This window comes from Mesorhizobium sp. M4B.F.Ca.ET.089.01.1.1 (assembly GCF_004022605.1).
GTDB classification, from domain to species: Bacteria; Pseudomonadota; Alphaproteobacteria; order Rhizobiales; family Rhizobiaceae; genus Mesorhizobium; species Mesorhizobium abyssinicae.
Genome location: NZ_RZOS01000039.1, coordinates 1 through 24,199, shown reverse-complemented (window position 1 = coordinate 24,199; position 24,199 = coordinate 1). Strand labels below are relative to the sequence as shown.

28 protein-coding genes and 1 pseudogene are annotated in these 24,199 nt (G+C 62.6%); 26 read left to right on the top strand and 3 right to left on the bottom strand.

The genetic code is table 11. The features are described 5' to 3' along the window. Positions 1-203 (top strand): annotated as a pseudogene (locus tag EN780_RS39710) (hypothetical protein); the annotation flags it as partial. Between the two features lie 62 nt (positions 204-265). Here the strand turns inward: EN780_RS39710 and EN780_RS06630 are convergent. Both EN780_RS06630 and EN780_RS06620 read right to left on the bottom strand, forming a co-directional pair. Continuing rightward, a complete protein-coding gene (locus EN780_RS06630) occupies positions 266-508 on the bottom strand; it encodes a hypothetical protein (RefSeq protein ID WP_128272752.1) in 243 nt (80 codons plus the stop codon). A 552-nt stretch (positions 509-1,060) separates the two neighbouring features. Beyond that, positions 1,061-1,402 carry a hypothetical protein gene (locus EN780_RS06620; RefSeq protein WP_128272750.1) on the bottom strand — a complete coding sequence of 114 codons (342 nt, stop codon included), beginning with the start codon at positions 1,400-1,402 and terminating at the stop codon, positions 1,061-1,063. 682 nt (positions 1,403-2,084) lie between these two features. On the opposite strand from EN780_RS06620, the gene EN780_RS06610 reads away from it, so the two are divergent. The 25 genes from EN780_RS06610 to EN780_RS06490 all read left to right on the top strand — a co-directional run bounded on the left by EN780_RS06610 (position 2,085) and on the right by EN780_RS06490 (position 22,980). Beyond that, on the top strand, positions 2,085-2,411 hold the full coding sequence (locus tag EN780_RS06610; protein WP_127282167.1) for a DUF736 domain-containing protein: 327 nt from the start codon (positions 2,085-2,087) through the stop codon (positions 2,409-2,411). 189 nt (positions 2,412-2,600) lie between these two features. Further along, complete coding sequence (locus EN780_RS06605) at positions 2,601-2,861, top strand: DUF2285 domain-containing protein (protein ID WP_187331524.1); 261 nt, start codon at positions 2,601-2,603, stop codon at positions 2,859-2,861. Positions 2,862-2,984: 123 nt separating this feature from the next. Further along, positions 2,985-3,356 carry a DUF6499 domain-containing protein gene (locus EN780_RS40465; protein WP_245482245.1) on the top strand — a complete coding sequence of 124 codons (372 nt, stop codon included), beginning with the start codon at positions 2,985-2,987 and terminating at the stop codon, positions 3,354-3,356. Then, the gene (locus EN780_RS06595; protein WP_128272743.1) at positions 3,247-3,750 is read left to right on the top strand and encodes a DUF2285 domain-containing protein; all 504 of its coding nucleotides are present in this window, start codon (positions 3,247-3,249) and stop codon (positions 3,748-3,750) included. The genes EN780_RS40465 and EN780_RS06595 overlap by 110 nt, the downstream gene beginning before the upstream one ends. A 127-nt stretch (positions 3,751-3,877) precedes the next feature. Further along, a complete protein-coding gene (locus EN780_RS06590) occupies positions 3,878-4,159 on the top strand; it encodes a helix-turn-helix domain-containing protein (protein ID WP_127282164.1) in 282 nt (93 codons plus the stop codon). A gap of 146 nt (positions 4,160-4,305) precedes the next feature. Further along, positions 4,306-4,776, top strand: a complete 471-nt coding sequence (locus EN780_RS06585; protein WP_245499895.1) for a DUF2840 domain-containing protein — start codon at positions 4,306-4,308, stop codon at positions 4,774-4,776. Continuing rightward, complete coding sequence (locus EN780_RS06580; RefSeq protein WP_128272739.1) at positions 4,773-5,318, top strand: S26 family signal peptidase; 546 nt, start codon at positions 4,773-4,775, stop codon at positions 5,316-5,318. The genes EN780_RS06585 and EN780_RS06580 overlap by 4 nt, the downstream gene beginning before the upstream one ends. After that, on the top strand, positions 5,297-5,725 hold the full coding sequence (locus tag EN780_RS06575; protein WP_348631242.1) for a DUF736 domain-containing protein: 429 nt from the start codon (positions 5,297-5,299) through the stop codon (positions 5,723-5,725). The genes EN780_RS06580 and EN780_RS06575 overlap by 22 nt, the downstream gene beginning before the upstream one ends. 146 nt (positions 5,726-5,871) lie before the next feature. Then, complete coding sequence (locus EN780_RS06570; protein WP_348631241.1) at positions 5,872-6,489, top strand: lytic transglycosylase domain-containing protein; 618 nt, start codon at positions 5,872-5,874, stop codon at positions 6,487-6,489. A 243-nt stretch (positions 6,490-6,732) separates the two neighbouring features. Continuing rightward, entirely contained in the window at positions 6,733-8,472 is a 1,740-nt protein-coding gene (locus EN780_RS06565; protein WP_128272735.1) for a VirD2 family relaxase/mobilization nuclease, read from the top strand. A gap of 22 nt (positions 8,473-8,494) precedes the next feature. Further along, positions 8,495-10,480, top strand: a complete 1,986-nt coding sequence (locus EN780_RS06560; RefSeq protein ID WP_128272733.1) for a conjugal transfer protein TraG — start codon at positions 8,495-8,497, stop codon at positions 10,478-10,480. A 5-nt stretch (positions 10,481-10,485) separates the two neighbouring features. Then, positions 10,486-10,923, top strand: a complete 438-nt coding sequence (locus EN780_RS06555; protein ID WP_127405021.1) for a CopG family transcriptional regulator — start codon at positions 10,486-10,488, stop codon at positions 10,921-10,923. 180 nt (positions 10,924-11,103) lie between these two features. Next, positions 11,104-11,964: a type IV toxin-antitoxin system AbiEi family antitoxin domain-containing protein gene (locus tag EN780_RS06550; RefSeq protein ID WP_189556412.1), complete on the top strand. Its 861-nt coding sequence runs from the start codon at positions 11,104-11,106 to the stop codon at positions 11,962-11,964. Next, positions 11,922-12,845, top strand: coding sequence for a nucleotidyl transferase AbiEii/AbiGii toxin family protein (locus EN780_RS06545; protein ID WP_128272730.1), 924 nt, complete (start codon positions 11,922-11,924; stop codon positions 12,843-12,845). Before EN780_RS06550 ends, EN780_RS06545 begins: the two co-directional genes overlap by 43 nt. A gap of 493 nt (positions 12,846-13,338) precedes the next feature. Continuing rightward, positions 13,339-14,322: a P-type conjugative transfer ATPase TrbB gene (gene trbB, locus EN780_RS06540; protein WP_128272728.1), complete on the top strand. Its 984-nt coding sequence runs from the start codon at positions 13,339-13,341 to the stop codon at positions 14,320-14,322. Beyond that, entirely contained in the window at positions 14,319-14,645 is a 327-nt protein-coding gene (locus EN780_RS06535) for a TrbC/VirB2 family protein (RefSeq protein WP_127405025.1), read from the top strand. The genes trbB and EN780_RS06535 overlap by 4 nt, the downstream gene beginning before the upstream one ends. Then, positions 14,645-14,926, top strand: a complete 282-nt coding sequence (locus tag EN780_RS06530; protein ID WP_128272726.1) for a VirB3 family type IV secretion system protein — start codon at positions 14,645-14,647, stop codon at positions 14,924-14,926. The genes EN780_RS06535 and EN780_RS06530 overlap by 1 nt, the downstream gene beginning before the upstream one ends. A gap of 10 nt (positions 14,927-14,936) precedes the next feature. Then, complete coding sequence (gene trbE, locus EN780_RS06525) at positions 14,937-17,393, top strand: conjugal transfer protein TrbE (RefSeq protein WP_128272724.1); 2,457 nt, start codon at positions 14,937-14,939, stop codon at positions 17,391-17,393. After that, positions 17,390-18,148, top strand: coding sequence for a P-type conjugative transfer protein TrbJ (trbJ, locus tag EN780_RS06520; protein WP_128272722.1), 759 nt, complete (start codon positions 17,390-17,392; stop codon positions 18,146-18,148). The genes trbE and trbJ overlap by 4 nt, the downstream gene beginning before the upstream one ends. Positions 18,149-18,158: 10 nt before the next feature. After that, complete coding sequence (gene trbK-alt / locus EN780_RS06515) at positions 18,159-18,485, top strand: putative entry exclusion protein TrbK-alt (protein ID WP_128272720.1); 327 nt, start codon at positions 18,159-18,161, stop codon at positions 18,483-18,485. A gap of 2 nt (positions 18,486-18,487) precedes the next feature. Continuing rightward, entirely contained in the window at positions 18,488-19,864 is a 1,377-nt protein-coding gene (gene trbL / locus EN780_RS06510) for a P-type conjugative transfer protein TrbL (RefSeq protein WP_128272718.1), read from the top strand. A 3-nt stretch (positions 19,865-19,867) separates the two neighbouring features. After that, positions 19,868-20,557, top strand: a complete 690-nt coding sequence (gene trbF, locus EN780_RS06505) for a conjugal transfer protein TrbF (protein WP_128272716.1) — start codon at positions 19,868-19,870, stop codon at positions 20,555-20,557. Continuing rightward, complete coding sequence (gene trbG, locus EN780_RS06500; protein ID WP_128272714.1) at positions 20,554-21,615, top strand: P-type conjugative transfer protein TrbG; 1,062 nt, start codon at positions 20,554-20,556, stop codon at positions 21,613-21,615. Before trbF ends, trbG begins: the two co-directional genes overlap by 4 nt. Continuing rightward, positions 21,612-22,754 carry a TrbI/VirB10 family protein gene (locus EN780_RS06495; RefSeq protein ID WP_128272712.1) on the top strand — a complete coding sequence of 381 codons (1,143 nt, stop codon included), beginning with the start codon at positions 21,612-21,614 and terminating at the stop codon, positions 22,752-22,754. The genes trbG and EN780_RS06495 overlap by 4 nt, the downstream gene beginning before the upstream one ends. 1 nt (position 22,755) lies before the next feature. After that, complete coding sequence (locus EN780_RS06490; protein ID WP_128272710.1) at positions 22,756-22,980, top strand: DUF2274 domain-containing protein; 225 nt, start codon at positions 22,756-22,758, stop codon at positions 22,978-22,980. A gap of 10 nt (positions 22,981-22,990) precedes the next feature. On the opposite strand, the gene EN780_RS06485 is transcribed toward EN780_RS06490, so the two are convergent. Further along, entirely contained in the window at positions 22,991-23,956 is a 966-nt protein-coding gene (locus EN780_RS06485; RefSeq protein ID WP_128272708.1) for a LysR family transcriptional regulator, read from the bottom strand. Between the last annotated feature and the right edge of the window lie 243 nt (positions 23,957-24,199).

Genomic DNA, 24,199 nt, shown 5'->3' with positions numbered 1-24,199 from the left:
ATGCCTGGGTCGATCTCGATAGCCTGAGCGAAATGCGACGAGAGGCACTCAAGGCTCTGCAAGACATAGCAGTCGACGAAATGGCCTCAAGCGATTTGGATGAATCATTGACCGTCTCCGTCCATGACGAAGCCGGGAGACCTGTCTATTCTGCTACCCTCAGCGTCTCTCAGTCGTTTCCGGTTGCGCAGGGGTCCCACTAAGCTTGCCAGGGAGGCCCGACAGAGGGTGATCGAGGTGAGGGCGGCGTAGGACACCTTCAGAACTAGATGGAGAGCCGTTTTTTGTTGGCTCTGATTTTCCTCCGATAGACGGCTGCGACTTTGCCCACCGAGCCGGTAGCGAAGAGTGTGCCGGCGAGCGCGGCCGCCTCGACTTTCTCAATGATCATTTGCTTCGCTTCTCGCTCTGCCAACTTACCTCCCTGGGCAATCCGCAGCGTTCGAAGCCAGATTACCTGGTGCGCTTCCAGCGCCGACAAACAAAGATCGAACCACGGATTGAACATTCAGACCTCCAGATCGCTCAGGAGAACGGCGGCATCGAGTGTCGGTTCCCAAGTGGGGAGCGCACAGCAAGCTGCAGGAACGTGCCGGACGCTTCGGCGGTGGTTAGGACAGCGGCGACCAGCAGACATCTGCGCTGGCGGGCTTCCCTGTGGCGCGCTATATCGACCCGATGGCGAAGGGCTGGACGTTTCAATCCATGATCGACGCGAAGATGACCGTGACGGCGTTTTGCCACTGGTCGCCCTGCAACCATAGCCAGAAGCTCGATCTCGCCCAGCTCCGGGACCGCTATGGCCCTGACGCGCCGGCAATGGCCGATGCTCATTTCCAAGCTGAAATGCAACAGATGCGGCGGGACGGCCGTAGGAGTGATCTACACGCCCGACACAAAGCCGGATGCCTACCGCAAGGCCGAAGGCGGCTAATCGACCGTCTACGCGGACGGCCCAGCGTTCGGGGGTGTGGGTCTTTGGGGTTCGGCCGCCGGGCCTACCGGCAAACTCATAGGGGGGCGTTTGTCGGCAACCGCAATCATAGGCCGATATAGCGGGCTAGCCAGGCGGCTCGAATAGCCACACGGACGTGACGATGATGACAATCGCCATGGCCATGATGAAAAGCGCGATCTTCAGGGACCACCTATCCATTCTTGGCTGCTGATAACAACCTTGGCCCCAAAGGCAATTCAAATAGACGTTAGGGCTGCCCCGGCTGTCTATCAACCCTTTCGCAGCGTCACCGACCACGCTGCTATCCAGCTCACCTGTGCCTTCGAAGCGAGGTCCACTGGGATATTTCACATCCGCCGTTTCGGCGACGGAAGGGCCAAGCGCAACCGCTAGGACGGTGAGCAGCCCGCTGAGCAGGCGCCAACTTATCGTTCGATTTGGCATGATAAGTCCCCCACAAACCCATGCTCCCGAATTTTTAGGACCAAGGCAACTGTCCGTCAGAATCCCACACGGACGGAATCCGATAGACCCGTGCATGGCCAAAGCCTCCCGGAGCTCTCTGGAGCGTTTAGAGACACGACACGATGACCGACGCCGTCATCCCTTGCTGACAAGCAGCGCGTGGATGCGGAAACACGCGACCGAGTTTTGCACCGCAGGCATCGTCGTAGCCTGCGAACTCGGGAGACGTCTATGTGCAACGCCGAAGAGCCGGGTACCGGAGCCACCGCGCTATGCGCAGATTAGACAATGCAGACGCGCGGATCAGTTGCGAAGCGACTACCGTTTGCGCGGAGCCTCTGCTGCCGGGGTCAGATCGGCGCAGGTCACCTTTTCTCCTGGCACCTAGGCTGTCGTGGCCAACACCGAAGCGGTCTCTTCGATTGGTGTTTCTGGTCTGAAGGACGGCTTCGCCTCAATCGCTTGTTGCGCAACGGTGCGTCACGACTTTCTTCCCCTGCCGGCTGCGCCGTCATTCCTCGCGAAGCAACAAAGTCGCTCCGGCGCCGTCCTCCGCTGCGCTTCGGCCCCCTGGTGCGCCAGCGATCGCCTTCGACCTTTCGACCACCATCGAGCCGCAATGGTGTGGAGCTCGAGACAATACGGTCAAGGAGAAATTATCATGGCCACCATCGGCACCTTCAAAAAGTCCGGCAACAACGAGTTCACTGGCGAAATCGTCACTCTCAGCGTCCAGGCCCGCGGCGTGCGCATCGTTCCTGAAACCCGCGCCAATGGCGAGAACGCCCCCAGCCACCGGGTCTTCGTCGGCCGCGCAGAGATCGGCGCCGCCTGGTCCAAGCAGTCCAACGAGGGCCGGGACTATCTGGGCCTCAAGCTCGACGATCCGAGTTTCATCGCCCCGATCTTCGCCAACCTCTTCAATGACGAGGACGGTGAGGCCTACAGCCTGATCTGGTCCCGCCCGAGCCGCCGCGGCGCAGAATAAGGACGTACACGCAGTCCCGCCCGGTTTATCCGGGCGGGGCCTCTTGCCGTCAAACCGGGAAGCGACATGGCGCGCAGCGGGTGGCGATGTCGACTTGGCATCGTGTGATGCCTGCAAAGCGGCCTCCGCAGCTGCCGTGACCTCTGTAAGAACTGTGATTTCCATCTCGCGGGTTGGGGAGTGAAAACCATGATCGAGCCGTTCGACGACGCCGCGCCCACGGGGGAAGTACTTACCGAATACGACCGCAGCCACATCAAGCTCTACATGCGCTTGTTTGACGCCGACGCCGACGGCGCCGATTGGCACGAGGTGGTCAGAATCCTCTTCGGGATTGACCCGAAAGAGGAGCCGCAGCGTGCCCGACAGGTTCATGACAGTCATCTGGCGCGGGCGCGCTGGATGACACGCACAGGCTACCGGCAACTTCTGCGTAAGACCGACACCTAGCCAATAATGCCGCCTCGGTGATGCCAAAAAAGCATCACGCGATGTCCATCCAGGGTCTTCCGCCAATCCCAATCGCCCGGAATCGATGCAGGCACGACTTGCAGTTTGACGAGGACCCACACGATGAAGCCGAACACGTCGCGTTGGGGGGACGATAACAGCTACGACTTCTTCGACAGCTTGCCAATCGAAGGACTCGCCTGGGAGTGCCTGCGCCGCTCAGATTCATATCAGCGGCTCTACCTGGCGCTTGTTCGTTCGGGAACTGAGACGAAACCGTTTCCAGCAGAAGTGCAGAGACGTTGGGGGTTGCGATTTCGCGGCCCGTCCCGACCTGTCCGCATTGACGCAAGACGTTTTATGGTCACCTCTTGCCGATCCTGCCGTGCTGGCCCTCGCCCCGTCGCCGGACTTCCTGTCGTCCGACCCTTCCAGGGCGCTTGCCGGGGTCGGCCCTGGTCGCGACAGTCCGCAAGGTTCGCATGTCGTCCATGACAGCGGCATAGCAACACAACTTCTCCTCCTTCCCGGCGGTGACGAGAACCGTTCCCTTACAGCTTTGATACCGCTGGATTCTCAAACACTCGGACGGGTGGAGGCCCTCGTTCGTTTCTGGCGTGCCTACAACAGGCGGCCTGTTCCCCCCGATACGCGAATGACAATTCAACAGAGGCGCCGCCTGCGCCTGATGATGCGGGCCTCGGATGGCCGCGCCCATGGCGCCAGCTACCGTGAAATCGCGACCGCTTTCTACGGGACGGGGCGAGTTCTCGCCGCGCCGTGGAAAACCTCATCCCTGCGCGACACCGTGATCGGTCTCGTCAAGGGTGGAAGAGCCATGATCGCCGGCGGCTATCTGCAACTGCTGCGCCATCGCAAGCGCTCCTAGCGCTCCCGGGTGGGAATATTGCGCCCCCCAATCTTCCCCATCCTCTGCGAAGTCGCCTTTCCGCCACGGTGGTCGCTGTCCGCCGCTGAGCACCAGCGGTTCTCAAAACTCCACGGAGGCTCGTTACATGCGACCAGATCTAGCCGTTTTGCCGCCGCGCTTTCTGCGCACCAAGGAAGCTGCCGAGTTCCTCAGCCTGTCGTCCCGCACGCTGGAGAAACACCGCACCTACGGCACTGGCCCTGGCTATCGCAAACTTGGCGGTCGTGTCGTCTACGCCGTCGACGAGCTCCAGGCATGGGCTGAGCGCGGCGCAGTGACCTCGACTTCGGACCCACGCGGTTCCGTGCTTCCCGCCAAGCGGCATCCGCCGGCAGCTTTTGCGCCGACCGGTCGGTATGGGCGCTGACCTGTGCCCCGCGCCAAGGCGCGGTGAGTCACCACGCTGGCATCACCTCGGCGACGACATCTCGCCGCCTGCTTCCCCGTGAAATCAGGAGACAGCCAATGGGCACTGTCGTTGACTTCCGTTCAGGCCGCTCGGGGCTCGGCGCGATGGACGATGACGGCTTGACCCACGTCGAACTAGCGTGGGTTGAGAAGAAGATCGAGTCCTGGATCCGCTTCGGTTCGGTCGCTCAGGAGAAGGTCCTCGACCGACACCGGCGCATTGTTTCGTTTCGTCCTGGCGCCGTCTTTTCCTTCGTTCGCTGGGCCGCGAACGACTTCGGCACGATCATTTCCCGTGTCGATATCGTGCGCGTCGTTGGCGAGGGCGAAGCCCACCAGACGCTGCCTTTCGTGCGACCCGGCGGCGACATCCTGCTCAGGTCCGAGGGCTGGCCCAAGGTGGAGCGGGTGTTGCAGACGATCGATGGCATCGAGCAACTCGGCATCGATCCGCAAGCGGTCTCAGCCGATCACTGGCGGCATGTCCACAACCGATTGACGGCCGGACAGGAGCCACGCGCCTATACGCTGGATCTTCACCGCGCCCATTTGCTCCGCCGGCGGGTTCAGCCATGACGCGGCCCGTAATTTTCCTTGCGACCGCGTTGGCGACCACGGCCATGCTCTTTCCCGGGGCTACCGCGACGTCGCCAAGGTTCATCTGGAATGCTTCAGCCAGCACGCCAATCGGCCTGTACCTGATCGACGGCGGCGTGCCGTTCTCGGCAACCGATCTCGTTGCCATAGAGGCTCCCGAACCGCTCGCAACATTGCTTGCCGACCGCGGCTATCTGCCGAAGGGCGTGCTGTTGCTCAAGCACGTCGTTGCAGTTTCTGGCCAGACCGTGTGTCGGAACCTGCTGACCATATCCGTCGACGGCATCGAAGTCGGCCATGCGCTCAAACGCGATCGCGCCGGTCGCGATCTGCCAGATTGGCAGGGCTGCCGGCGCATTCCCGTGGGCGCCGTCTTCCTGATGAACAGTCAAGTCCGCGACAGCTTCGACGGACGCTACTTCGGCTTTCTCGCCACCAATCACATCGTCGGCCGCGCGGTTCCCCTGTGGACGGATGAGCAGGGCGACGGCCGCTTCCAATGGAGCGCGTCAGCGCGGTGAGCGCGCCACCGGCGGCGCCTTCCGTGCCGTTGGATCGTCACCGCACCCATCAAGACAGGAGACAGGACATGCCACAGATCGGAGAGTTCATCCGCCATCAGACGGGGTATTCAGGTCGAATTCGCACGCTCAGCCTCAACCTCGAGGTTGCGATCGTCGTGGCGGAAGCGAGCGATGCGGACAATGCGCCCGACTATCGTGTGCACGCTGGAGCAGAAGACGGCACCGCGATCGGCGCCGGTTGGAAACACTCGAGCGAAAAGGCCGGCGAGTTCGTAACGCTGCAGTTAGATGACCCGACTTTCGCGCAGCCGATCCGCGCCTATCTGTTCCAGAACGGCGACGACAACAAGTCCTGGTCCTTGCAATGGTCGCGCCCGCGTGAGCGCGCGGAGAAGGACAGGTGATGTCCGCGCGCCGTCGGTCGACGACCCAACCGGGAGCGCCCGCATCGCCTCGCACGTGCAGGCGCAGAACTCTTGGCGTGCTTGGCGGGCTCAGCATCCTATGCCTGGTTTCCGCGCATGCCCTTGCGCAGAGCCCAACAGTCGACTTGCCGTCGGCGCGCAAACTCTATGACGTCCACATCGCGGAAGCGGCGAGGCGCTTTCGCCTTCCGCCCGCGTGGATCCGCGCCGTTCTCATCGCCGAAAGCGCCGGCGACCAACGCGCCAAATCGCGCAAGGGCGCCATGGGTCTGATGCAGATTGTGCCTGAAACCTGGTTCGATCTGCGCGACAGGTACCGGCTGGGCCGCGATCCCTACGATCCGCACGACAACATCATCGCAGGCTCGGCCTATATCCGCGAACTGCTCGACCGCTACGGATCGCCCGGCTGGATCGCCGCCTACAACGCCGGTCCCGGACGCTACGAGGCCTCACTGCAAGGCAGGCGGCTGCCTCGCGAAACGCGCGCCTATGTCACCGTCGTTACATCCGCCATCGGCAATGACGGCGCAGGGGAAGCTGTTGGTCCGGCAGTCCCGACACAGCACAACTGGAAGCTGGCATCGCTCTTCGTTGTGCAGCCGGGCGACCGGGTAGGCGACCGTTCGCTGCAACTGAGGCGTTTCCGCGACGCTGGTTCGGAGGCTGTGCCCAAGGCAAGACGGGCTGACGCCGAACCTCGCTCAACTGGCGTGTTCGTGCCTGAAAGGTCCGCGCAATGAGCCGCGTGAGCGCTTTTCGCATCATCTCGTGCTCCGTCGTAGCAAGGCGTGCGGAGAGGGGAGAGGCAAGCAACACAACCGAGGGATGGCTAGATAAAAGCCCGCACATTGTGTGCTGGCCGGTCGGTTGGTTTTTGGGGATTTTCAGGTGCCCTGCGCACATTGCGGTCATTCGGCGCAATGTGCCTTTGATACCCAAGGCTTTGTATCGGCATCCTCTTTTCCACGTTGCGGGACAATGGCATGGCCGATGAGCGCGAGCTTCGCATTCGACCGGGGCGCATTCGCTCCAGCCGCGATCAGGCCGTGCGGCCGTTCATCGCACAGGCACTGGCGGCGGCGAAGAAAGCCGGCGGAAGCATCTCCCGCACCGGTCAAATCAGCCCTGGCAACCGATCGCGCTTCGGCCGGGGCCGGATCGCCAACATCCAGGCCAACCGCCTGCTGACCGGTCGCTCACGCGTCACGGTCATCAAGACCCGCGTCGTTCGTCACTCTGCGCGTTCCGTGCCGCTCACCGCACACCTCACCTATCTGCAACGCGAGGGCGTAACCCGTGACGGGGAAAAGGCCCGCATGTTCGGCCCCGAGACCGATGATACCAGCGTCAAGGTGTTTGCCGAGCGCTGTGATGGCGACCGACACCATTTCCGCTTCATCGTCTCGCCAGAGGATGCGCCGGAGATGTCGGACCTCAGAACCTTCACCCGCGACCTGATGCGGCATATGGAGAAGGATCTCGGCACGAAGCTCGATTGGGTCGCGGCGGACCACTGGAACACCGACAATCCCCATATCCACGTCATCCTGCGCGGTCGCACGGATGACGGGCAAGATCTCGTCATCTCTCGCGACTATATCAAGGAAGGGATGCGCGCCCGTGCCGCCGATCTCGTTACGCAGGAACTCGGGCCTCGCTCCGATCTCGACATCCGTCGCAATCTGCAGCGGCAGATCGAAGCCGAACGCTGGACCCAGCTTGACCGTCAGCTGCTCCGCGACGTTGCGCGCACCGGCTTCATCGATCTTGCCCCAAGTGCCAAAGGGCCGCCCGACCAGTATCACGTGCAGAAGGTTGGTCGCCTGCGCAAGCTCGAAGCCCTTGGTCTTGCCGATGAGATTGCGCCTGGCCAATGGGTGATTGACGACAGGGCCGAAGCGACGCTGCGCGAGCTCGGCGAGCGTGGCGACATCATAAAGCGAATGCACCGTGCGTTGACCGACTGCGGGATCGAGCGTGGGTCGGGCGGTTATGTCTTGGCCGCCGAAAGCCTCGATACACCCATTGTCGGGCGGCTGCTCGATCGCGGTCTCGACGACGAGCTGAGCGGCACTGCCTACGCCGTCGTCGACGGCGTCGACGGACGCACGCACCACATCAGACTTGGCGATCTGGAGGCAACTGGGGATGGTCCGCCAGGGTCGATCGTCGAATTGCGCAGCTTCGAAGATGCGAGGGGCCGGCGCAGGGTTGCACTCGCCGTCCGCTCTGACCTCGGCCTGCATGAGCAGATCACGGCAGCTGGGGCGACCTGGCTCGACAGGCAAGCCATCGCCCGCGAGCCCGCCGCCTTGAGCGCAGGTGGCTTCGGCGCCGAGGTTCACGAGGCTTTGGATCAGCGGGCCGATCACCTCATCAGGGAAGGCCTTGCGAAGCGTTTGGGTGCGCGCGTCGTTTTCAACAGCAACCTGATCGAGACATTGCGCCGCCGGGAACTCGAACTGGTTGGTGCAAAGATCGCGGCCGAGTCCGGACAGCCGTTCAACCGTCCTGCCAGTGGAGCCTATGTCGCCGGTATCTATCGCCAGCGCCTGTCGCTTGCGTCAGGCCGCTTTGCCATGGTCGACGACGGCCTTGGCTTTCAACTCGTGCCCTGGACGCCCTCCCTCGAAAAACATCTCGGCCAGCCTGTCTCCGGTGTCTCCCGGGATGGCGGAGGTGTCGACTGGAGCTTTGGCCGCAAGCGGGGGCTTGGCCTCTAAGGACACAAGAAGGGATGATGCCATGTCCGCCACCAAAATCCTCTGGGGCCAGATACTCACGGTCTTCCTGATCGTTCTGGTGACGATCTGGACAGCGACGCAATGGACCGCGTGGAGGCTGGGCTACCAGGCGCAACTCGGGCCGCCCTGGTTCGATCTGGCCGGCCTGCCCATCTACTATCCGCCTTCCTTGTTCTGGTGGTGGTACTTTTACGACGCCTACGCTCCGAATGTTTTCGTGGAAGGCGGACTGATCGCCGTGTCCGGAGGCTTCCTCTCGATCATAGTTGCGATCGGCATGTCGGTTTGGCGGGCGCGTGAAGTCAAAAATGTCTTCACCTACGGTTCGGCTCGATGGGCCGGCAGGAGGGAAGTGGAGGCGGCTGGCCTGCTTGGCGCCGACGGCGTCGTGCTTGGACGCTACGATCTCCACTACCTGCGCCACGACGGACCCGAGCATGTTCTGTGCTTTGCTCCGACCCGTTCGGGGAAGGGTGTCGGCCTGGTGGTGCCTTCGCTGTTTGCCTGGCCGGGTTCCGCGATCGTCCACGACATCAAGGGTGAGAACTGGCAGCTCACCGCCGGTTTCCGCGCACTGCACGGTCGCGTGCTGCTCTTCGATCCCACCAATTCGAGATCCTCGGCCTACAATCCACTCCTCGAGGTCCGCCGCGGCGAATGGGAGGTTCGCGATGTCCAGAACATCGCCGACATTCTGGTCGATCCGGAAGGTAGCCTCGAGAAGCGCAACCATTGGGAAAAGACCAGTCACGCGTTGCTGGTCGGCGCGATCCTTCACGTCCTTTATGCCGAGAAGGACAAGACGCTCGCCGGCGTTGCCGCCTTCCTCTCCGATCCGAAGCGTCCGATCGAGTCGACGCTGGCGGCGATGATGCGAACCGCGCATCTCGGTGAACCCGGCCCGCATCCGGTCATCGCCAGTGCTGCGCGCGAACTGCTCAACAAATCCGACAACGAGCGCTCCGGCGTGCTATCCACCGCCATGTCCTTCCTCGGCCTCTATCGCGATCCCGTCGTCGCCGAGGTGACAAGGCGCTGCGACTGGCGGATCGCCGACATCGTCGGCGGCAAGCAACCGGCGACGCTCTACCTGGTCGTGCCGCCGTCCGACATCAATCGGACCAAGCCGCTCATACGGCTCATCCTCAACCAGATCGGACGTCGCCTGACCGAGGACCTGCATACCAGGACCAGCCGCCACCGGTTGCTGCTTATGCTGGATGAGTTTCCAGCGCTCGGCCGCCTCGACTTCTTCGAGAGCGCGCTGGCCTTCATGGCAGGCTATGGGCTGAAGAGCTTTCTGATCGCTCAGTCGCTGAATCAGATCGAAAAGGCTTACGGCCCGAATAACTCCATCCTCGACAACTGTCATGTTCGCGTCAGCTTCGCGACCAACGACGAAAGAACCGCCAAGCGTGTCTCCGATGCGCTGGGCACAGCGACGGAGATGCGGGCAATGAAGAACTATGCTGGTCACCGGCTGTCGCCTTGGCTTGGACATCTCATGGTGTCGAGGCAAGAGACCGCCCGCCAGTTGCTGACCCCTGGAGAGGTCATGCAGCTTCCACCGACCGACGAGATCGTGATGGTGGCGGGTACGCCGCCAATCCGAGCGAAGAAGGCCCGCTACTACGAGGATGCCCGCTTCCAGGAGCGCGTGCTGCCGCCACCTGAACTGTTCCGTCCGGAAGGGAGGCATCCCGATGATTGGAGCCCCCTGCCGGTCCTGGCCGGCGGCGTTGTTGACACTCCCCAAGGTTCGCCGCGACAGGACGATGAAGATCCGACGGGATCCGAGCAGCGCCAACAGCCCGAACTCAATCGCGCGCCGCCAGTCGAGAAGACGGCCGCGATCGAGAACGAGTTCGAGATCGAGCAGGTGGATGATGGCGACGATGATGCCGTCAGCAATCGACGCCTGGCTCGCCTCGTAGAGGGCGTGGCGCGTCAGGTTTCGCTGGACCCCGATGACGGCATGGAGTTGTAGCCGCCATGACCGCTCGCCAGAAAAAAGTGCAGATTTCCGTCTATCTCGATCCGCCCGTCATGACGATGCTCGTCGACTACGCGGCGCGGCGCGAACAATCCCAGTCCATGATCGCAGAGGCTGCCATCGCATCTTTCCTGTCGCCCGACGCCGACGAGCGGCGCGAGGCCGCGATCTCCAAACGCCTCGACCAGGTCGACCGCCGCCTAACCAGGCAGGAACGCGATATAGGCATCGCGGTTGAGACCTTGGCCGTGTTCGTCCGCTTCTGGCTGGCGACCACGCCGGCCTTGCCCGAGCCCGCAGCCCAGGCAGCGCGTGCCAAAGCGGCGGAACGCTACGAAGCCTTTGTCACTGCCCTGGGCCGGCGGCTGGCGAAGGGGCCGAAGCTGCGGCAGGAGATTTCGGAGGATGTCGATCCGAAAGAATCCGGCGGGGTTTAGGCGCATCACTTTGCGTTGTCGGCGGGTGTCCAGCTAATGACAGATGTGTTTACATTTTCTCCATAATGCGGCGACAATCGCCGCAAATTCCAATTGTTGTAAACCAATGGCGATCATGAATAGTTTATAGAAATGGAAAATTGCGGCGATCATCGCCGCGTATGCAGAAATCTACAAACCATGCCAACGAATGCTGATCGCCGAGCGCTGCTTCAAACCCTGCTACCCGAGGGGCTTCCGGTAACGAAGCAATGGCTAAAGAAACAAAGCCCGCAGTTTGATCGTCACGCAGTCGATAATCTGCTCAAAAGCAACCAGCTCAGATCGCTGGCGCCGGGCGTCTATGTGCGGCCCGGCACTCATTTGACCTGGCAAGGCGTGGTGGCCGCCTTGGAGAGCATATTCGGCAGGGATCTTAGTGTCGGCGGGCTGACCGCGCTCGAGCTGCAGGGATTTGCGCATTACCTGCCGCTGTCGCGCCAAAGGACAGTGCATCTTTACAGTAAGGCCGCTTTGCCGGCCTGGCTGAACCATGCGATACCGACCGTAAAATTCATACGCCACAACGGCCTTTCCTCGCTTTTGGGATTCGGGCTCGTCCACCGCGAATATGATCCGGTCGAGCGCACGCTTGTAGATGTGCAAGCTCCGGGCCGGCAGCAGGATTTTTGGTCTGTCACCTTATCATCGCCCGAAAGGGCCTATCTGGAGGTGCTGATGGATGTTCCGGAGACGGTCTCGTTCGAGCACGCCAATCAACTGCTTCAGGGGATGACGACGCTTTCGCCACGGCGCATGGAGCAGCTTTTGCGCAAGTGCACCAGCGTCAAGGTTCGCCGCCTGTTCTACTGGATGGCCGAGCGCAATAATTATGCATGGTTCAAGAAGCTGCCCGCTCCCAAAGCGCTCGATGCGCTCGGCCTTGGTAGCGGCAACAGGGTTCTGGCCAAGGACGGCAGACTCGATTCAAAATATCGCATAACCATCCCGGAGGAGATGTGGACAGCACCAGCCCTTACTACGGACAAGTCCGCCTCCTGACCCGCATCCTGCCACTGGTGGCAGTCGAGAAATCGTTTGCGCTGAAAGGCGGCACCGCCATCAATCTCTTTGTCCGCGACCTGCCGCGCCTCTCCGTCGACATCGACCTTGTCTATCTGCCGATGGATGATCGCGACACGGCATTGAAGAACGTGGCGGAGGCGCTTGCCCGCATTGCGGACGCCATCAGCGCCGCGATGCCCGGAACCGAAATCATTCGCTCCTTCGAGCATCAGGCCGATGCGTTGCGCCTCTTCATTTCGCAGGGCGCCGACCGAATCAAGATCGAGCTCTCCCCGGTGCTACGCGGGTCCGTGCTTCCAGAGGAATTGCGCGAAGTATCGCCGGCGGTCGAAGAGCAGTTCGGCTATGTCGAAATGCAACTGGTGTCTTTTCCGGACCTGTATGCCGGAAAAATCTGTGCCGCACTCGACCGGCAGCATCCGCGGGATCTTTTTGACGTGAAGCTGCTCCTTGAGAGCGAGGGCCTCACCGAGGATCTGGTCAGGACCTTTCTGGTGTACCTCATCAGCCACAACCGGACGATGGCAGAACTGTTGCAACCCACCCGCAAGAACATAGCCGGCATCTACGAAGGGGAATTCGTCCGTATGTCCCAGGTCGAAGTCAGCCTCGACGAACTCCTCACCGTTCGCGAACGACTGGTCAGCGACCTCAACAGGGCTTTGACCGACAATCAGCGCAAATTTCTTCTATCGTTCAAAGCCAGTCGACCGGATTGGAGCCTGCTCGATGTCGTGGGCGCCGACAGGCTTCCCGCGGTCCGCTGGAAGCTGCACAAGCTGGAACGCATGCCGCGAGCGAGGCAGCGTGCGGCGTATGACAATCTGGAGCGCGTGCTCGGCCTCGGTTCCAGTTGAAGTCGAGCAAGATTTGCCGCTCGACGCATTCCCTAGCGACGGCAACCAAGGCCATCCTCGAGGTCGGAGGGCCGCGGTTCGGTTCAACACCGAGGCTCATCATTGCAGCCGTTCTTCTGTTATCTGCACGCGCACTATACGCACTCGCGTATAGATCGGCTTTATACGCGATTGCGTATAAATGGCGGTTATGCGCTATCGCTGATGAATCTAGCGACGGATGCGCAATCCCCGCGTCGGTCTCCTGTCCTTAAGATCGGCAATAACAGGCGCGGCTCGCGGCGACGTGAGTTGTGGGGAGCCCGGTTCACCGATCCGACCCCGATCGCTCTCCGATCAACGAGAAAAGGCAGCCGCACCGCCGCTCTCCTGTAATTACACGCCACGCTACTACGCCTCGATATACTTGTTGAAGCGAACCGATATCCGGTTCTCTTAGTCATCCCCGAGCGGGGACCATCCGAGTTGTCCCCAACGGAAAGACGGGGACGAGATGACGGTTTCGCAAAACAATAGCGAAGGACGCGCCCGCAGCTCGCGCATGCTGCGCACGGCGCTCGGAGCCGAAATAGCACGGCTGCTGGACGATCCCACGGTCGTCGAAGTCATGCTGAATCCCGACGGCCGGATCTGGGTGGACCGCCTCACCGAAGGTCTGGCCGAGACGGGGAAGGTGCTGTCTGCCGCCGATGGCGAGCGCATCGTGCGCCTGGTGGCTCATCACGTCGGCGCGGAAGTGCATCCGCGCTCTCCACGGATCTCTGCCGAATTGCCCGAAACCGGAGAACGGTTCGAAGGACTGCTGCCGCCGGTCGTCGCCGCGCCGGCCTTCGCCATCCGCAAGCCAGCTGTCGCGATCTTCACACTCGAAGACTACGTGGCGGCTGGCGTTATGACAGACGACCAGGCGGCGACGTTGCGCGCTGCCGTCGCTGCCCGCGCAAACATCCTCGTCGCCGGCGGCACGTCCACGGGCAAGACGACGCTCACCAACGCCTTGCTCGCCGAAGTGGCGAAAGGGGCCGATCGCGTCGTCATCATCGAGGACACGCGCGAACTCCAGTGCGCGGCGCCCAACCTTGTCGCCATGCGCACAAAAGATGGTGTCGCCAACCTCTCCGACCTCGTCCGATCCTCAATGCGCCTGCGACCCGACCGCATCCCGATCGGTGAGGTGCGCGGCGCCGAGGCCCTCGACCTGCTGAAGGCATGGGGCACCGGGCACCCCGGCGGCATCGGCACCATCCATGCCGGATCCGGGATCGGGGCGCTGCGCCGTCTCGAGCAACTCATCCAGGAAGCCGTCGTCACGGTGCCGCGCGCGCTGATCGCCGAAACCATTGACCTTGTCGCCGTCCTGTCGGGACGCGGTCCCGCACGGCGACTGACCGAACTCGCACGCATCGATGGCCTTGGACCCGACGGCGACTATCGCACCTCCCAAGCCACCCCGAACAACACAGGAGACAAATCATGATCCGCAATCTTTCCCGCGAGCACCTGGCTACGGCGGCGACAACCCTCGTCATCTCTCTCATGGTGGCCCCGGCCGCCAATGCCGCCGGCTCGTCGATGCCGTGGGAGCAACCACTCGAAAAGATCCTTCAGTCGATCGAAGGGCCGGTCTCCAAGATCATTGCCGTCATCATCATCATCGTCACCGGCCTGACGCTTGCCTTTGGCGATACGTCCGGCGGCTTCAGGCGGCTGATCCAGATCGTCTTTGGCCTGTCGATCGCCTTCGCGGCGTCGAGCTTCTTTTTGTCGTTCTTCTCGTTTGGCGGCGGAGCGTTGATCTGATGGCAACCGCTTTCGAACAGCTCGACGCAGTGCCCGGTTTCACCGTCGCCGTTCATAGGGCGCTGACCGAGCACATCCTGCTTTGCGGCGCACCCCGCTCCATCGCGATCCTGAACGGCACACTGGCAGGCGCGGTTGGCCTTGGCCTGCGCCTCTGGCTGGCCGGTCTCGTCATCTGGGCGCTTGGGCATTTCATGGCGGTGTGGGCCGCCAAGCGCGATCGGCTGTTCGTGGAAGTCGGCCGCCGGCATCTGCGCCTCCCCACTCACTTGTCTGTTTGAGGGCGCGATTATGATGAATCTTGCCGAATATCGCCGCACCGTCAGCCGTCTTGCCGACTACCTGCCATGGGTTGCCCTTGTGGCGCCTGGCGTGGTGCTGAACAAGGATGGGAGCTTTCAGAGAACCGCCACATTCCGCGGGCCGGACCTAGAATCCGCCGTCGCGGCCGAACTGGTCGCAGTGGCCTCGCGCATCAACAATGCCGTCCGTCGCCTCGGTTCGGGTTGGAGCCTCTTTGTCGAGGCGCAGCGGCACGCCGCCGCGACCTATCCCGAAAGCCAGTTTCCCGATCCCGCCTCTCGCCTGGTCGAGGCCGAGCGCAAGGCCGAGTTCGAAGAAGAAGAAGTTCATTTCGTATCGAGCTACTTCCTCACCTTCCTTTATTTGCCGCCGGCCGAGGAAGCAGCCCGCGCCGAGACGTGGCTCTACGAGGGGCGCGATCAGTCCGGCATAGATGCCAACGAAATTCTGCGCGCCTTTGTCGACCGCAGCGAGCGCGTGCTCTCCCTGCTCGACGGCTTCATGCCGGAATGCCGCTGGCTCGATGACAGCGAGACGCTGACCTACCTGCATTCGACGGTCTCGACCAAGCGCCATCGCGTGCGCGTCCCGGAGACACCCATCTATCTCGATGCGCTGCTGGCCGACCTGCCACTGACCGGTGGGCTCGAACCGTGCCTTGGCGACCAGCATCTTCGCGTGCTCACCATCGTCGGCTTCCCGACCGCGACCACGCCGGGTCTGCTCGATGACCTCAACCGGCTCGCCTTTCCCTATCGCTGGTCGACACGCGCGATCCTGCTCGACAAGACTGATGCCGCCAAGCTGCTGACGAAGATACGGCGGCAATGGTTCGCCAAACGCAAGTCGATTGCGGCGATCCTGAAGGAGGTCATGACCAACGAGGCCTCCGTGCTCGTGGACACCGACGCCGCCAACAAGTCCACCGACGCCGACATGGCCTTGCAGGAACTCGGGGCAGACGTGGCGGGCATGGCCTATGTCACCGCGACCGTCACGGTCTGGGACGCCGATCCCCGGGTCTCGCAGGAGAAACTTCGTCTCGTCGAGAAGGTCATCCAGGGGCGCGACTTCACCGCCATGGTCGAAACCATCAATGCCGTGGACGCCTGGCTCGGCTCATTGCCGGGACATGCCTACGCCAATGTACGCCAGCCGCCCATCTCGACACTCAATCTCGCCCACATGATTCCCCTCTCTGCCGTGTGGGCGGGGCCGGAACGGGACGAGCACTTCGGTGCGCCCCCCTTGCTCTATGGCAAGACCGAGGGCTCGACCCCGTTCCGGTTGTCCCTGCATGTCGGCGACGTGGGGCACACGCTTGTCGTGGGCCCGACCGGCGCCGGCAAGTCGGTCCTGCTGGCGCTGATGGCCTTGCAGTTTCGCCGCTATGCGCGGGCCCAGGTCTTCGCCTTCGACTTCGGCGGTTCGATCCGCGCCACGACACTTGCCATGGGCGGCGACTGGCACGATCTCGGAGGCGAACTCACCGAAGGCACGGAGGCCTCGGTCTCCCTCCAGCCACTTGCCCGCATACACGACGCCTACGAGCGCGCCTGGGCCGCCGACTGGGTTGTCGCGATCCTGGCGCGCGAAGGCATCGCTATTAGCCCTGATGCCAAGGAACACATCTGGGCCGCATTGACGTCGCTGGCCTCGGCGCCAGTCGAGGAACGCACCATCACCGGCCTGAGCGTGCTTTTGCAGGCGAACGATCTGAAGCTGGCCCTTCGCTCCTACTGCATCGGCGGTCCATACGGCCGGTTGCTCGATGCCGAGGCGGAGCTCCTTGGCGCGGCGTCCGTGCAGGCATTCGAAATCGAGGGTCTTGTCGGCACCGGAGCCGCACCGGCGGTTCTCTCCTACCTCTTCCATCGCATTGGTGACAGGCTCGACGGACGGCCGACATTGCTCATTATCGACGAGGGCTGGCTCGCCCTCGACGACCAAGGTTTCGCCGGCCAGTTGCGCGAATGGCTGAAGACGCTCCGCAAGAAGAACGCCAGCGTCATCTTCGCCACGCAGTCGCTGTCCGACATCGACAATTCGGACATCGCGCCCGCGATCATCGAGAGCTGCCCGACCCGCCTGCTCTTGCCCAATGAACGCGCGATCGAGCCGCAGATCACGGCGATCTATCGCCGCTTCGGCCTCAATGACCGCCAGATAGAAATCCTGGCTCGCGCGACGCCGAAACGCGACTACTACTGCCAGTCCCGGCGTGGCAACCGTCTCTTCGAGCTCGGTCTGTCCGAAGTCGGGCTGGCGCTCTGCGCCGCATCCTCAAAAACCGATCAGGCCTTGATCGCCAGCATCGCCGCCGAACACGGGCGTGACGGCTTCCTTGCAGCCTGGCTGCGCGCCCGAAACGTCGGCTGGGCCGCTGACCTCATTCCTGATCTCTCCACGTCGCCACCGCAAGCTGAGAAGGAACTCCAATCATGACTAACCCTATAAACTGCTCTCGGGCTGTGTTGCTGGCCGCCGCCTTGCTCACCGCACCGGTTGCGACCTCGCTGATGGTGACTGCGCCGGCGCAGGCATTCATCGTCTTCGATCCATCCAACTATTCGCAAAATGTGCTGACGGCGGCGCGATCCCTGCAGCAGATCACCAACCAGATCACCTCTCTGCAGAACCAGGCCCAGATGTTGATCAACCAGGCACGCAATCTTGCGAGCCTGCCTTTTTCTTCGCTGCAACAGTTGCAGCAATCGGTGCAGCGCACGCAGCAGCTCCTCAGCCAGGCGCAGAACGTTGCCTTCGACGTCCAGCAGATCGACGAGGCTTTCCAGCAGCAGTATGGCAGCGTCTCTCTGTCCACTTCCGACCAGCAACTCGTCACGGATGCGCACTCGCGATGGCAGAATACGGTCGGCGGCCTGCAGGATGCGATGCGCGTGCAAGCGGGTGTGGTCGGAAACATCGACACCAATCGGACGCAGATGTCGGCGCTTGTCGGCGCCAGCCAATCGGCGACCGGCGCGCTGCAGGCGACGCAGGCCGGCAACCAGCTCCTCGCGCTGCAGGCCCAGCAGCTCGCGGACCTCACCGCCGTTGTCGCCGCCAACGGTCGCGCCCAGGCGTTGACCGAAGCCGAACGTGCCGCCGCCGCCGACCAGGGCCGCGAGCAGCGCCGTCGCTTCCTCACTCCCGGCTCCGGCTACCAGGCCGGCAATGCTGCAATGTTCAATCGCTGAGGTTCCGAACGTGGATGGCAAGTCACTCGCCCGCGTCGTCGCTGTCATCTTCGTCGCGGTCGCCGTTACGGCGACCGCGCTCGAGATGACCCGCAAGGAGGAAAGGCCGCACGATGCTGCTCCTCAGTTGCCTGCCGCTTTGGCGCCGAGCCCGCCCCGCGAGAGTCTGCACCGCTGCCAGATATTGGGTGAGGTGGCTTTGCGTGACAGCGGTTGTTTGCGCTTGTGGGCCGAACAGCGAGACCGGTTCCTCGGGTCCAAATCGCCATTTGTGACCTCCGCTTCCGGGCCGGTCGGCGCGCCGCCGAAAGATGCGACCTCGCCGGGGACGCGATAGGCATGGGCAACACCGGCGTCATCGACCAATTCCTCGCCACCTTCACTCGCTACATAGACAGCGGCTTTGGCCTGCTCGGCGGCGAAGTCGCCTTTGTCGCCACCACGCTGATCGTCATTGACGTGACGCTTGCCGCCCTCTTCTGGAGTTGGGGCGCCGATGACGACATTCTCGCGCGGCTGGTCAAGAAGACGCTCTTCGTTGGCGTCTTCGCCTACCTGATTTCCAACTGGAACAGCCTTGCCCAGATCGTCTTCGAAAGCTTTTCCGGGCTCGGCCTGAAGGCGAGCGGCACCGGGTTTTCAGTCCAGGACCTGCTTCGTCCAGGCAAGGTCGCGCAAACCGGCCTCGATGCGGGACGACCCCTGCTTGAGGCGATCTCGGGGCTGATGGGCTACGTGTCCTTCTTCGAGAACTTCATCCAGATCGCCTGCCTGCTCTTCGCCTGGGCGCTCGTCCTGCTCGCCTTCTTCATCCTGGCCGTACAGCTCTTCGTCACCCTGATCGAGTTCAAGCTGTCGACGCTGGCTGGCTTCGTTCTCATCCCCTTCGGTCTCTTCGGCAAGACAGCCTTCATGGCCGAACGCGTGCTTGGCAACGTCATCTCATCGGGCATCAAGGTGCTTGTGCTTGCCGTCGTCATCGGCATCGGCTCGACGCTGTTTGGCGAGTTCACCCAGGGTTTCGGCCGCGAGAACCCGACAATCGACCAAGCGATGGCAATCGTGCTGGCGGCGCTGTCACTGCTTGGGCTCGGTATCTTCGGTCCCGGCATTGCCAACGGTCTTGTCTCCGGCGGACCGCAGCTTGGCGCGGGAGCGGCCGTTGGAACAGGTCTCGCGGCAGGCGGCATGGCGCTCGTCGCCGGCGGCACTGCTGGTGTCGCGATGCGAGGCGGAAGTGCGGCTTTGTCTGCAGTGCCATTGGCGGCACGGAACGGCTCATCTCTCGCAGGCGGGGCGTCTGCCGCCTATACTCTTGGTTCCGCCGGCCAGACTGGCGCTGCTGGCATCGCCTCCGGGCTGGGCGGCGTTGCAGGCGCTGGCATGTCCGCGACTGCCTCGCCGCTCAGGCGCGCCGCCGCGCGCGCCAGCCAATCGATGAAGTCGAGCTTCGCTTCCGGGGTCAATTCGGCCGTCGAGGCCACCGGTGGTTCATCGACCCAGGGAACAGTCGGAGGCGCGGCCATTGCAGCCAACGATCCGTTATTCGGCAGCGACGGCCAGGCGGGCAGCGTGGGCAAGGGCCAGCCCGACTGGGCCAAACGTATGCAGCGATCGCAGCAACTCTCTCATGGCGTCCAGACCACAGCGCATGCCGTACGTGCCGGCGAAGCCCACGGCAGCGGCACATCGATTTCTCTCTCCGAAGGCAAATGACCAATGAACATCTTTCGACGACCCGCCGTCCACTACGGCAAATCAGCTCAACCGGAGACGCCTTATCAGAAGGCGTCGCAGATCTGGGACGAGCGCATCGGTTCCGCCCGCGTGCAAGCCAGGAACTGGCGGTACATGGCCCTCGGATCGCTGATCCTCTCTGCTGGCCTCGCCTGCTCGGTCGTATGGATGTCAGCGCGAGTATCGGTGGTGCCGTGGGTGGTCCAGGTCGATGCGCTCGGGCAGGCGCAGACAGTCGCGCCGGCGGCTGCCGATTACAAGCCGACCGACCCGCAAATCGCCTGGCACCTCGCCCGCTTCGTCGAGCAGGTGCGATCGATCCCGGCCGATCCGATCATCGTGCGCCAGGATTGGCTGCGCGCCTATGAGTGGACGACCGACCAGGGGGCGGCGGCGCTCAATGATTATGCCCGCGCAAACGATCCCTTTTCCAAAGTCGGCAAGCAGCAGGTGGCAGTCGAGGTCTCTTCGGTCATCCGTGCCTCCGCGGCCTCCTTCCGCGTCGCCTGGACCGAGCGTCGATACGAAAGCGGTCAGCTCTCCAGCACGGAGCACTGGACCGCGATCCTCACGATCGTGGTCCAGCCGCCGCATGACACCGAACGGCTTCGCGTGAACCCGCTCGGCATCTACGTCAACGCCATCAACTGGTCGCGGGAGATGAGCCAATGAGCCTTGCGCTGCGCGCCGTCGCATTTCCAGCTTTTCGTGGATCCGTACTCGCCTCGGCCCTCCTTTCGGGGTTGGTACTCACCAGCTGTGCCAAGCTCCAGAAACCGCCGCAGATTGGCTATGATTCCTACGTGCCGCCGCTGCCACCCGCCCCGCCAGGACCTGCCGAACAGAAACCCAAACCACCACACATTCCGCCGGGCTGGACACCAGCGATGGGAGGGGCGGCTGGCGATACGCCGACTGCGCGCGTCGAGAACGCCAACGCGGCCGCGCGCGTCCAGCCGCGACGCGAGGGATACTACAACGCCATCCAGATATATCCCTGGAGCGAAGGGGCTCTCTACCAGGTCTATGCCGCACCCGGGCAGATAACAGACATCGCTCTTGAGCCCGGCGAGAACCTGACAGGAGGCGGACCGATTGCGGCGGGAGACACCGCGCGCTGGATCATCGGCGATACCGAGAGCGGTTCAGGCGTGACCCGGCGCGTCCATGTGCTGGTGAAGCCCTCGCGCGCCGACATCACCACCAATCTCGTCGTCACCACCGACCGGCGAAGCTACATGATCGAACTGCGGGCAGGCGAAAAGCCTTACATGCCGGCCGTGGCATGGGCCTACCCGGCGCAGCCAACCGATCGGCGGCAGGTTGTTCCTGCCACGCCGATGATCCCGGACACCGTCCAGCGCAACTACCGCTATGGTCTGACAGGTGACACGCCGCCGTGGAAGCCCGTCACCGTCTATGACGACGGCAGGCGCGTCTACGTCGAGTTCCCGCGCGGGATCGTACAGGGCGAGATGCCGCCGATCTTCGTCATCGGCCCGGACGGCGAAGCCCAGATCGTCAACAGTCGGGTCTTCCAAAACATTCTGATTGTCGACCGTCTCTTCGGCGCGGCCGAACTGCGTCTCGGCAGCGGCAACCGACAACAGACCGTGAGGATCGTCCGAACCGACGGGATCAAGAACGATCGATTGCCTTGGATGCCGACCTCGAATTCAGCGTCGAAAGTCACCAATCCACCGAGGCAAAGGGGAGGGGAGCAGCCATGAACGAGAACGAAACGGCGGCCGCTCCCATGCGGCTTCGCGCCGAGCCGCCGCCAGTGACCCGGCTGTCGCGCAAGGTGCTCGCCGGCGTCGCCTTCATCACATCGCTCGGCATTGGCGGCGCACTGATATACGCCCTGCAGACGCGCGAGACAGACCCCCAAGGCGAGGAACTCTTCTCGACTTCCAACCGGCAACCGGCTGATGGGCTGGCCAACCTGCCACGCGACTATACCGGCCCGATACTTGGGCCGCCGTTGCCCGGAGATCTCGGCCGTCCGATCCTCGACGCCCAGAACAAGGGGCAGCCCGTTGTCACGCCGGCTATCGCGACGCCCACTGTTGACGAGGCCGAACAACGACGGCGAGCGGAAGAAGAGGCGGCACGAACATCGCAGGTCTTCTTCCCGACCGGGGCTGCCGCCGACGCAACGACGGAACATCAGACAAATGTCGCCGCGCAGGATCTCGCCGGTCTGGCTCCTGCCGGACAAACGCAGCAGGACCGGCAACTTGCCTTCCTGAGTGCAGCCGCCGACCGCAACACCGTCGCGCCCGAACGCGTCGTGCCACCGGCTTCACCTTATGTGCTTCAGGCAGGAGCCGTGATCCCGGCTGCCCTCGTAACCGGTATCCGTTCGGACCTGCCCGGTCAAATCACCGCCCAGGTGACGCAGAACGTTTACGACAGCCCGACAGGGCGCTCGCTTCTGATCCCCCAAGGCACCAGAGTGATCGGCCAATACGACAGCGGCGTGGGGTTCGGGCAAAAACGTGTGCTGCTTGTCTGGAACAGGCTGATTTTCCCGGACGGCCGTTCGATTGTTCTGGAGCGCCAGCCTGGCGCGGACGGGCAGGGCTATGCAGGCCTCGAGGATGGCGTCGACTATCACTGGGGCGAGTTGTTCAAGGCGGCAGCACTTTCCACCATCCTCAGCGTCGGGGCGGAGGCTGGCTCGTCTGGCCAGGAAAGCGATATCGTGCGCGCCTTGCGCAGCGGCGCTTCCGACAGCGGCAGCCAGGTTGGCCAGCAGATCGTCCAGCGCCAGCTCCAGATAGCGCCGACGCTCGACATTCGCCCGGGTTTTCCCGTGCGCGTTATCGTCACCCGCGATCTCGTGCTCGAACCTTACGGAGGCTGAAATGGCCAAGCTGAAACTCGGCCCCATCGCCGAGGACAAACCTGTCAAAGTCACGATCGAGCTTCCGGCGCCGCTGCATCGCGACCTGACCCGATATGCCGAAATTCTCGGACGCGAAACGGGGCAATCCTCCACCGATCCCCTGCGCTTGATCGTGCCCATGCTCGAGCGTTTCATCGCGACGGATCGCGGTTTCGCGAAGGCAAAGCATGAGCGGAAGGGTTAGTCCGGAGCCGTTAGGAGGAACGGTCAGCAGCGCGGGCAGTGGCGTGTATCGGGAGAAGGGTAGGTCCGCTTTCCGCCGCCGGTTGAAAGGCCGACAGGATTGCCTCGAGAGAGACTTCCAACACGTTGGAAAAGACCCTGCCTTTTTGCCAGACCGCAACGTAGTGATAGAGGGCCGAGGGCTCCACCGGCTTTGCTTCCAGCTCGAACGCCGCATATTCGCGGGCGATGATTTCATTGGTGATGGAAACGCCGAGACCGGCCGAGACGAAGCCGACTTCGTAGCCATTGCAATCGTATTCCACCAGGATGTCTGGCTCGACCCCAGCGAAGCGCAACGCGTTGAAATTCATTTGATGCGACGCAAACTGGGGGTCGATGTCGACGATCTGTTCCCCCTCCAGGTCGTGTGCCTCGACACATGATTTTTTCGAGAAACGGTGCTTGGGGTGGAAGATGCACACGTTGCGTGCCGACCCGATTGGCGCCCATTCAAACAGCCGGGGATCCAAGGGCAACCTCGAGATTCCAAGATCTGCCCGCCCCGACAGGATATGCTCACCCACCTGCTCGTAGTTTCCCGAAATTGAGCGGACACTTGAAGCCGTCTTCGATCGGATAGTCGCTACGACCTTCGGCAATGTCACGAAACCGAAGACAGCGGGTGCGGCAATTGCGATCCGCTGCTTCTCGTCGTTCTTGATCGCGAAGATCGACGCTTCCAGGCGGTCCATGGACGTCAGGGCCAATTCCACGTTGCGCAGGAGCTCCCAGGCTTTCCTCGACGGAATGATGCGGTTGGTCGATCTTTCAAAGAGAGCGATGCCGAGGGCGGCCTCGAGCTGCTTCACGTGTTGGCTGACCGCAGGTTGGCTTATCCCGAGCGCAGCAGCTGCCTGTCTCGTCGATCCGGTCCGCAACACCTGACGAAAGACCTGCAGTTGTCGGAGCTTCAAGCCGCTTTGCAGCAACTCCATTTTGCGCCCTTTTTCTCGAGAGCCCTTCACCGGTCGCGAGGGGATTGAGTTGGCCGATGAGGGTGTGGAGACCACGCACACAACCCTGAAAATGAAACCGACGCGATCTCTGTGCCGACTTCGTTCTCCGGTTCATGCCGCCTACACGGCTGAGATCTGTCTCAGATCAGTCGCTTACATATTATAGTTGATAAACTCAAAGTATGTAAATCGCGATCTTCTGGCGCATGGATATGCGCAAAT

Coding starts and splice junctions, on each gene's coding strand:
- EN780_RS06630 (WP_128272752.1), bottom strand. CDS start 508: ATGTTCAATCCGTGGTTCGATCTTTGTTTGTCGGCGCTGGAAGCGCAC.
- EN780_RS06620 (WP_128272750.1), bottom strand. CDS start 1,402: ATGCCAAATCGAACGATAAGTTGGCGCCTGCTCAGCGGGCTGCTCACC.
- EN780_RS06610 (WP_127282167.1), top strand. CDS start 2,085: ATGGCCACCATCGGCACCTTCAAAAAGTCCGGCAACAACGAGTTCACT.
- EN780_RS06605 (WP_187331524.1), top strand. CDS start 2,601: ATGATCGAGCCGTTCGACGACGCCGCGCCCACGGGGGAAGTACTTACC.
- EN780_RS40465 (WP_245482245.1), top strand. CDS start 2,985: ATGAAGCCGAACACGTCGCGTTGGGGGGACGATAACAGCTACGACTTC.
- EN780_RS06590 (WP_127282164.1), top strand. CDS start 3,878: ATGCGACCAGATCTAGCCGTTTTGCCGCCGCGCTTTCTGCGCACCAAG.
- EN780_RS06585 (WP_245499895.1), top strand. CDS start 4,306: ATGGACGATGACGGCTTGACCCACGTCGAACTAGCGTGGGTTGAGAAG.
- EN780_RS06580 (WP_128272739.1), top strand. CDS start 4,773: ATGACGCGGCCCGTAATTTTCCTTGCGACCGCGTTGGCGACCACGGCC.
- EN780_RS06575 (WP_348631242.1), top strand. CDS start 5,297: ATGGAGCGCGTCAGCGCGGTGAGCGCGCCACCGGCGGCGCCTTCCGTG.
- EN780_RS06565 (WP_128272735.1), top strand. CDS start 6,733: ATGGCCGATGAGCGCGAGCTTCGCATTCGACCGGGGCGCATTCGCTCC.
- EN780_RS06560 (WP_128272733.1), top strand. CDS start 8,495: ATGTCCGCCACCAAAATCCTCTGGGGCCAGATACTCACGGTCTTCCTG.
- EN780_RS06555 (WP_127405021.1), top strand. CDS start 10,486: ATGACCGCTCGCCAGAAAAAAGTGCAGATTTCCGTCTATCTCGATCCG.
- EN780_RS06550 (WP_189556412.1), top strand. CDS start 11,104: ATGCCAACGAATGCTGATCGCCGAGCGCTGCTTCAAACCCTGCTACCC.
- trbB (WP_128272728.1), top strand. CDS start 13,339: ATGACGGTTTCGCAAAACAATAGCGAAGGACGCGCCCGCAGCTCGCGC.
- EN780_RS06535 (WP_127405025.1), top strand. CDS start 14,319: ATGATCCGCAATCTTTCCCGCGAGCACCTGGCTACGGCGGCGACAACC.
- EN780_RS06530 (WP_128272726.1), top strand. CDS start 14,645: ATGGCAACCGCTTTCGAACAGCTCGACGCAGTGCCCGGTTTCACCGTC.
- trbE (WP_128272724.1), top strand. CDS start 14,937: ATGATGAATCTTGCCGAATATCGCCGCACCGTCAGCCGTCTTGCCGAC.
- trbJ (WP_128272722.1), top strand. CDS start 17,390: ATGACTAACCCTATAAACTGCTCTCGGGCTGTGTTGCTGGCCGCCGCC.
- trbL (WP_128272718.1), top strand. CDS start 18,488: ATGGGCAACACCGGCGTCATCGACCAATTCCTCGCCACCTTCACTCGC.
- trbF (WP_128272716.1), top strand. CDS start 19,868: ATGAACATCTTTCGACGACCCGCCGTCCACTACGGCAAATCAGCTCAA.
- trbG (WP_128272714.1), top strand. CDS start 20,554: ATGAGCCTTGCGCTGCGCGCCGTCGCATTTCCAGCTTTTCGTGGATCC.
- EN780_RS06495 (WP_128272712.1), top strand. CDS start 21,612: ATGAACGAGAACGAAACGGCGGCCGCTCCCATGCGGCTTCGCGCCGAG.
- EN780_RS06490 (WP_128272710.1), top strand. CDS start 22,756: ATGGCCAAGCTGAAACTCGGCCCCATCGCCGAGGACAAACCTGTCAAA.
- EN780_RS06485 (WP_128272708.1), bottom strand. CDS start 23,956: ATGGAGTTGCTGCAAAGCGGCTTGAAGCTCCGACAACTGCAGGTCTTT.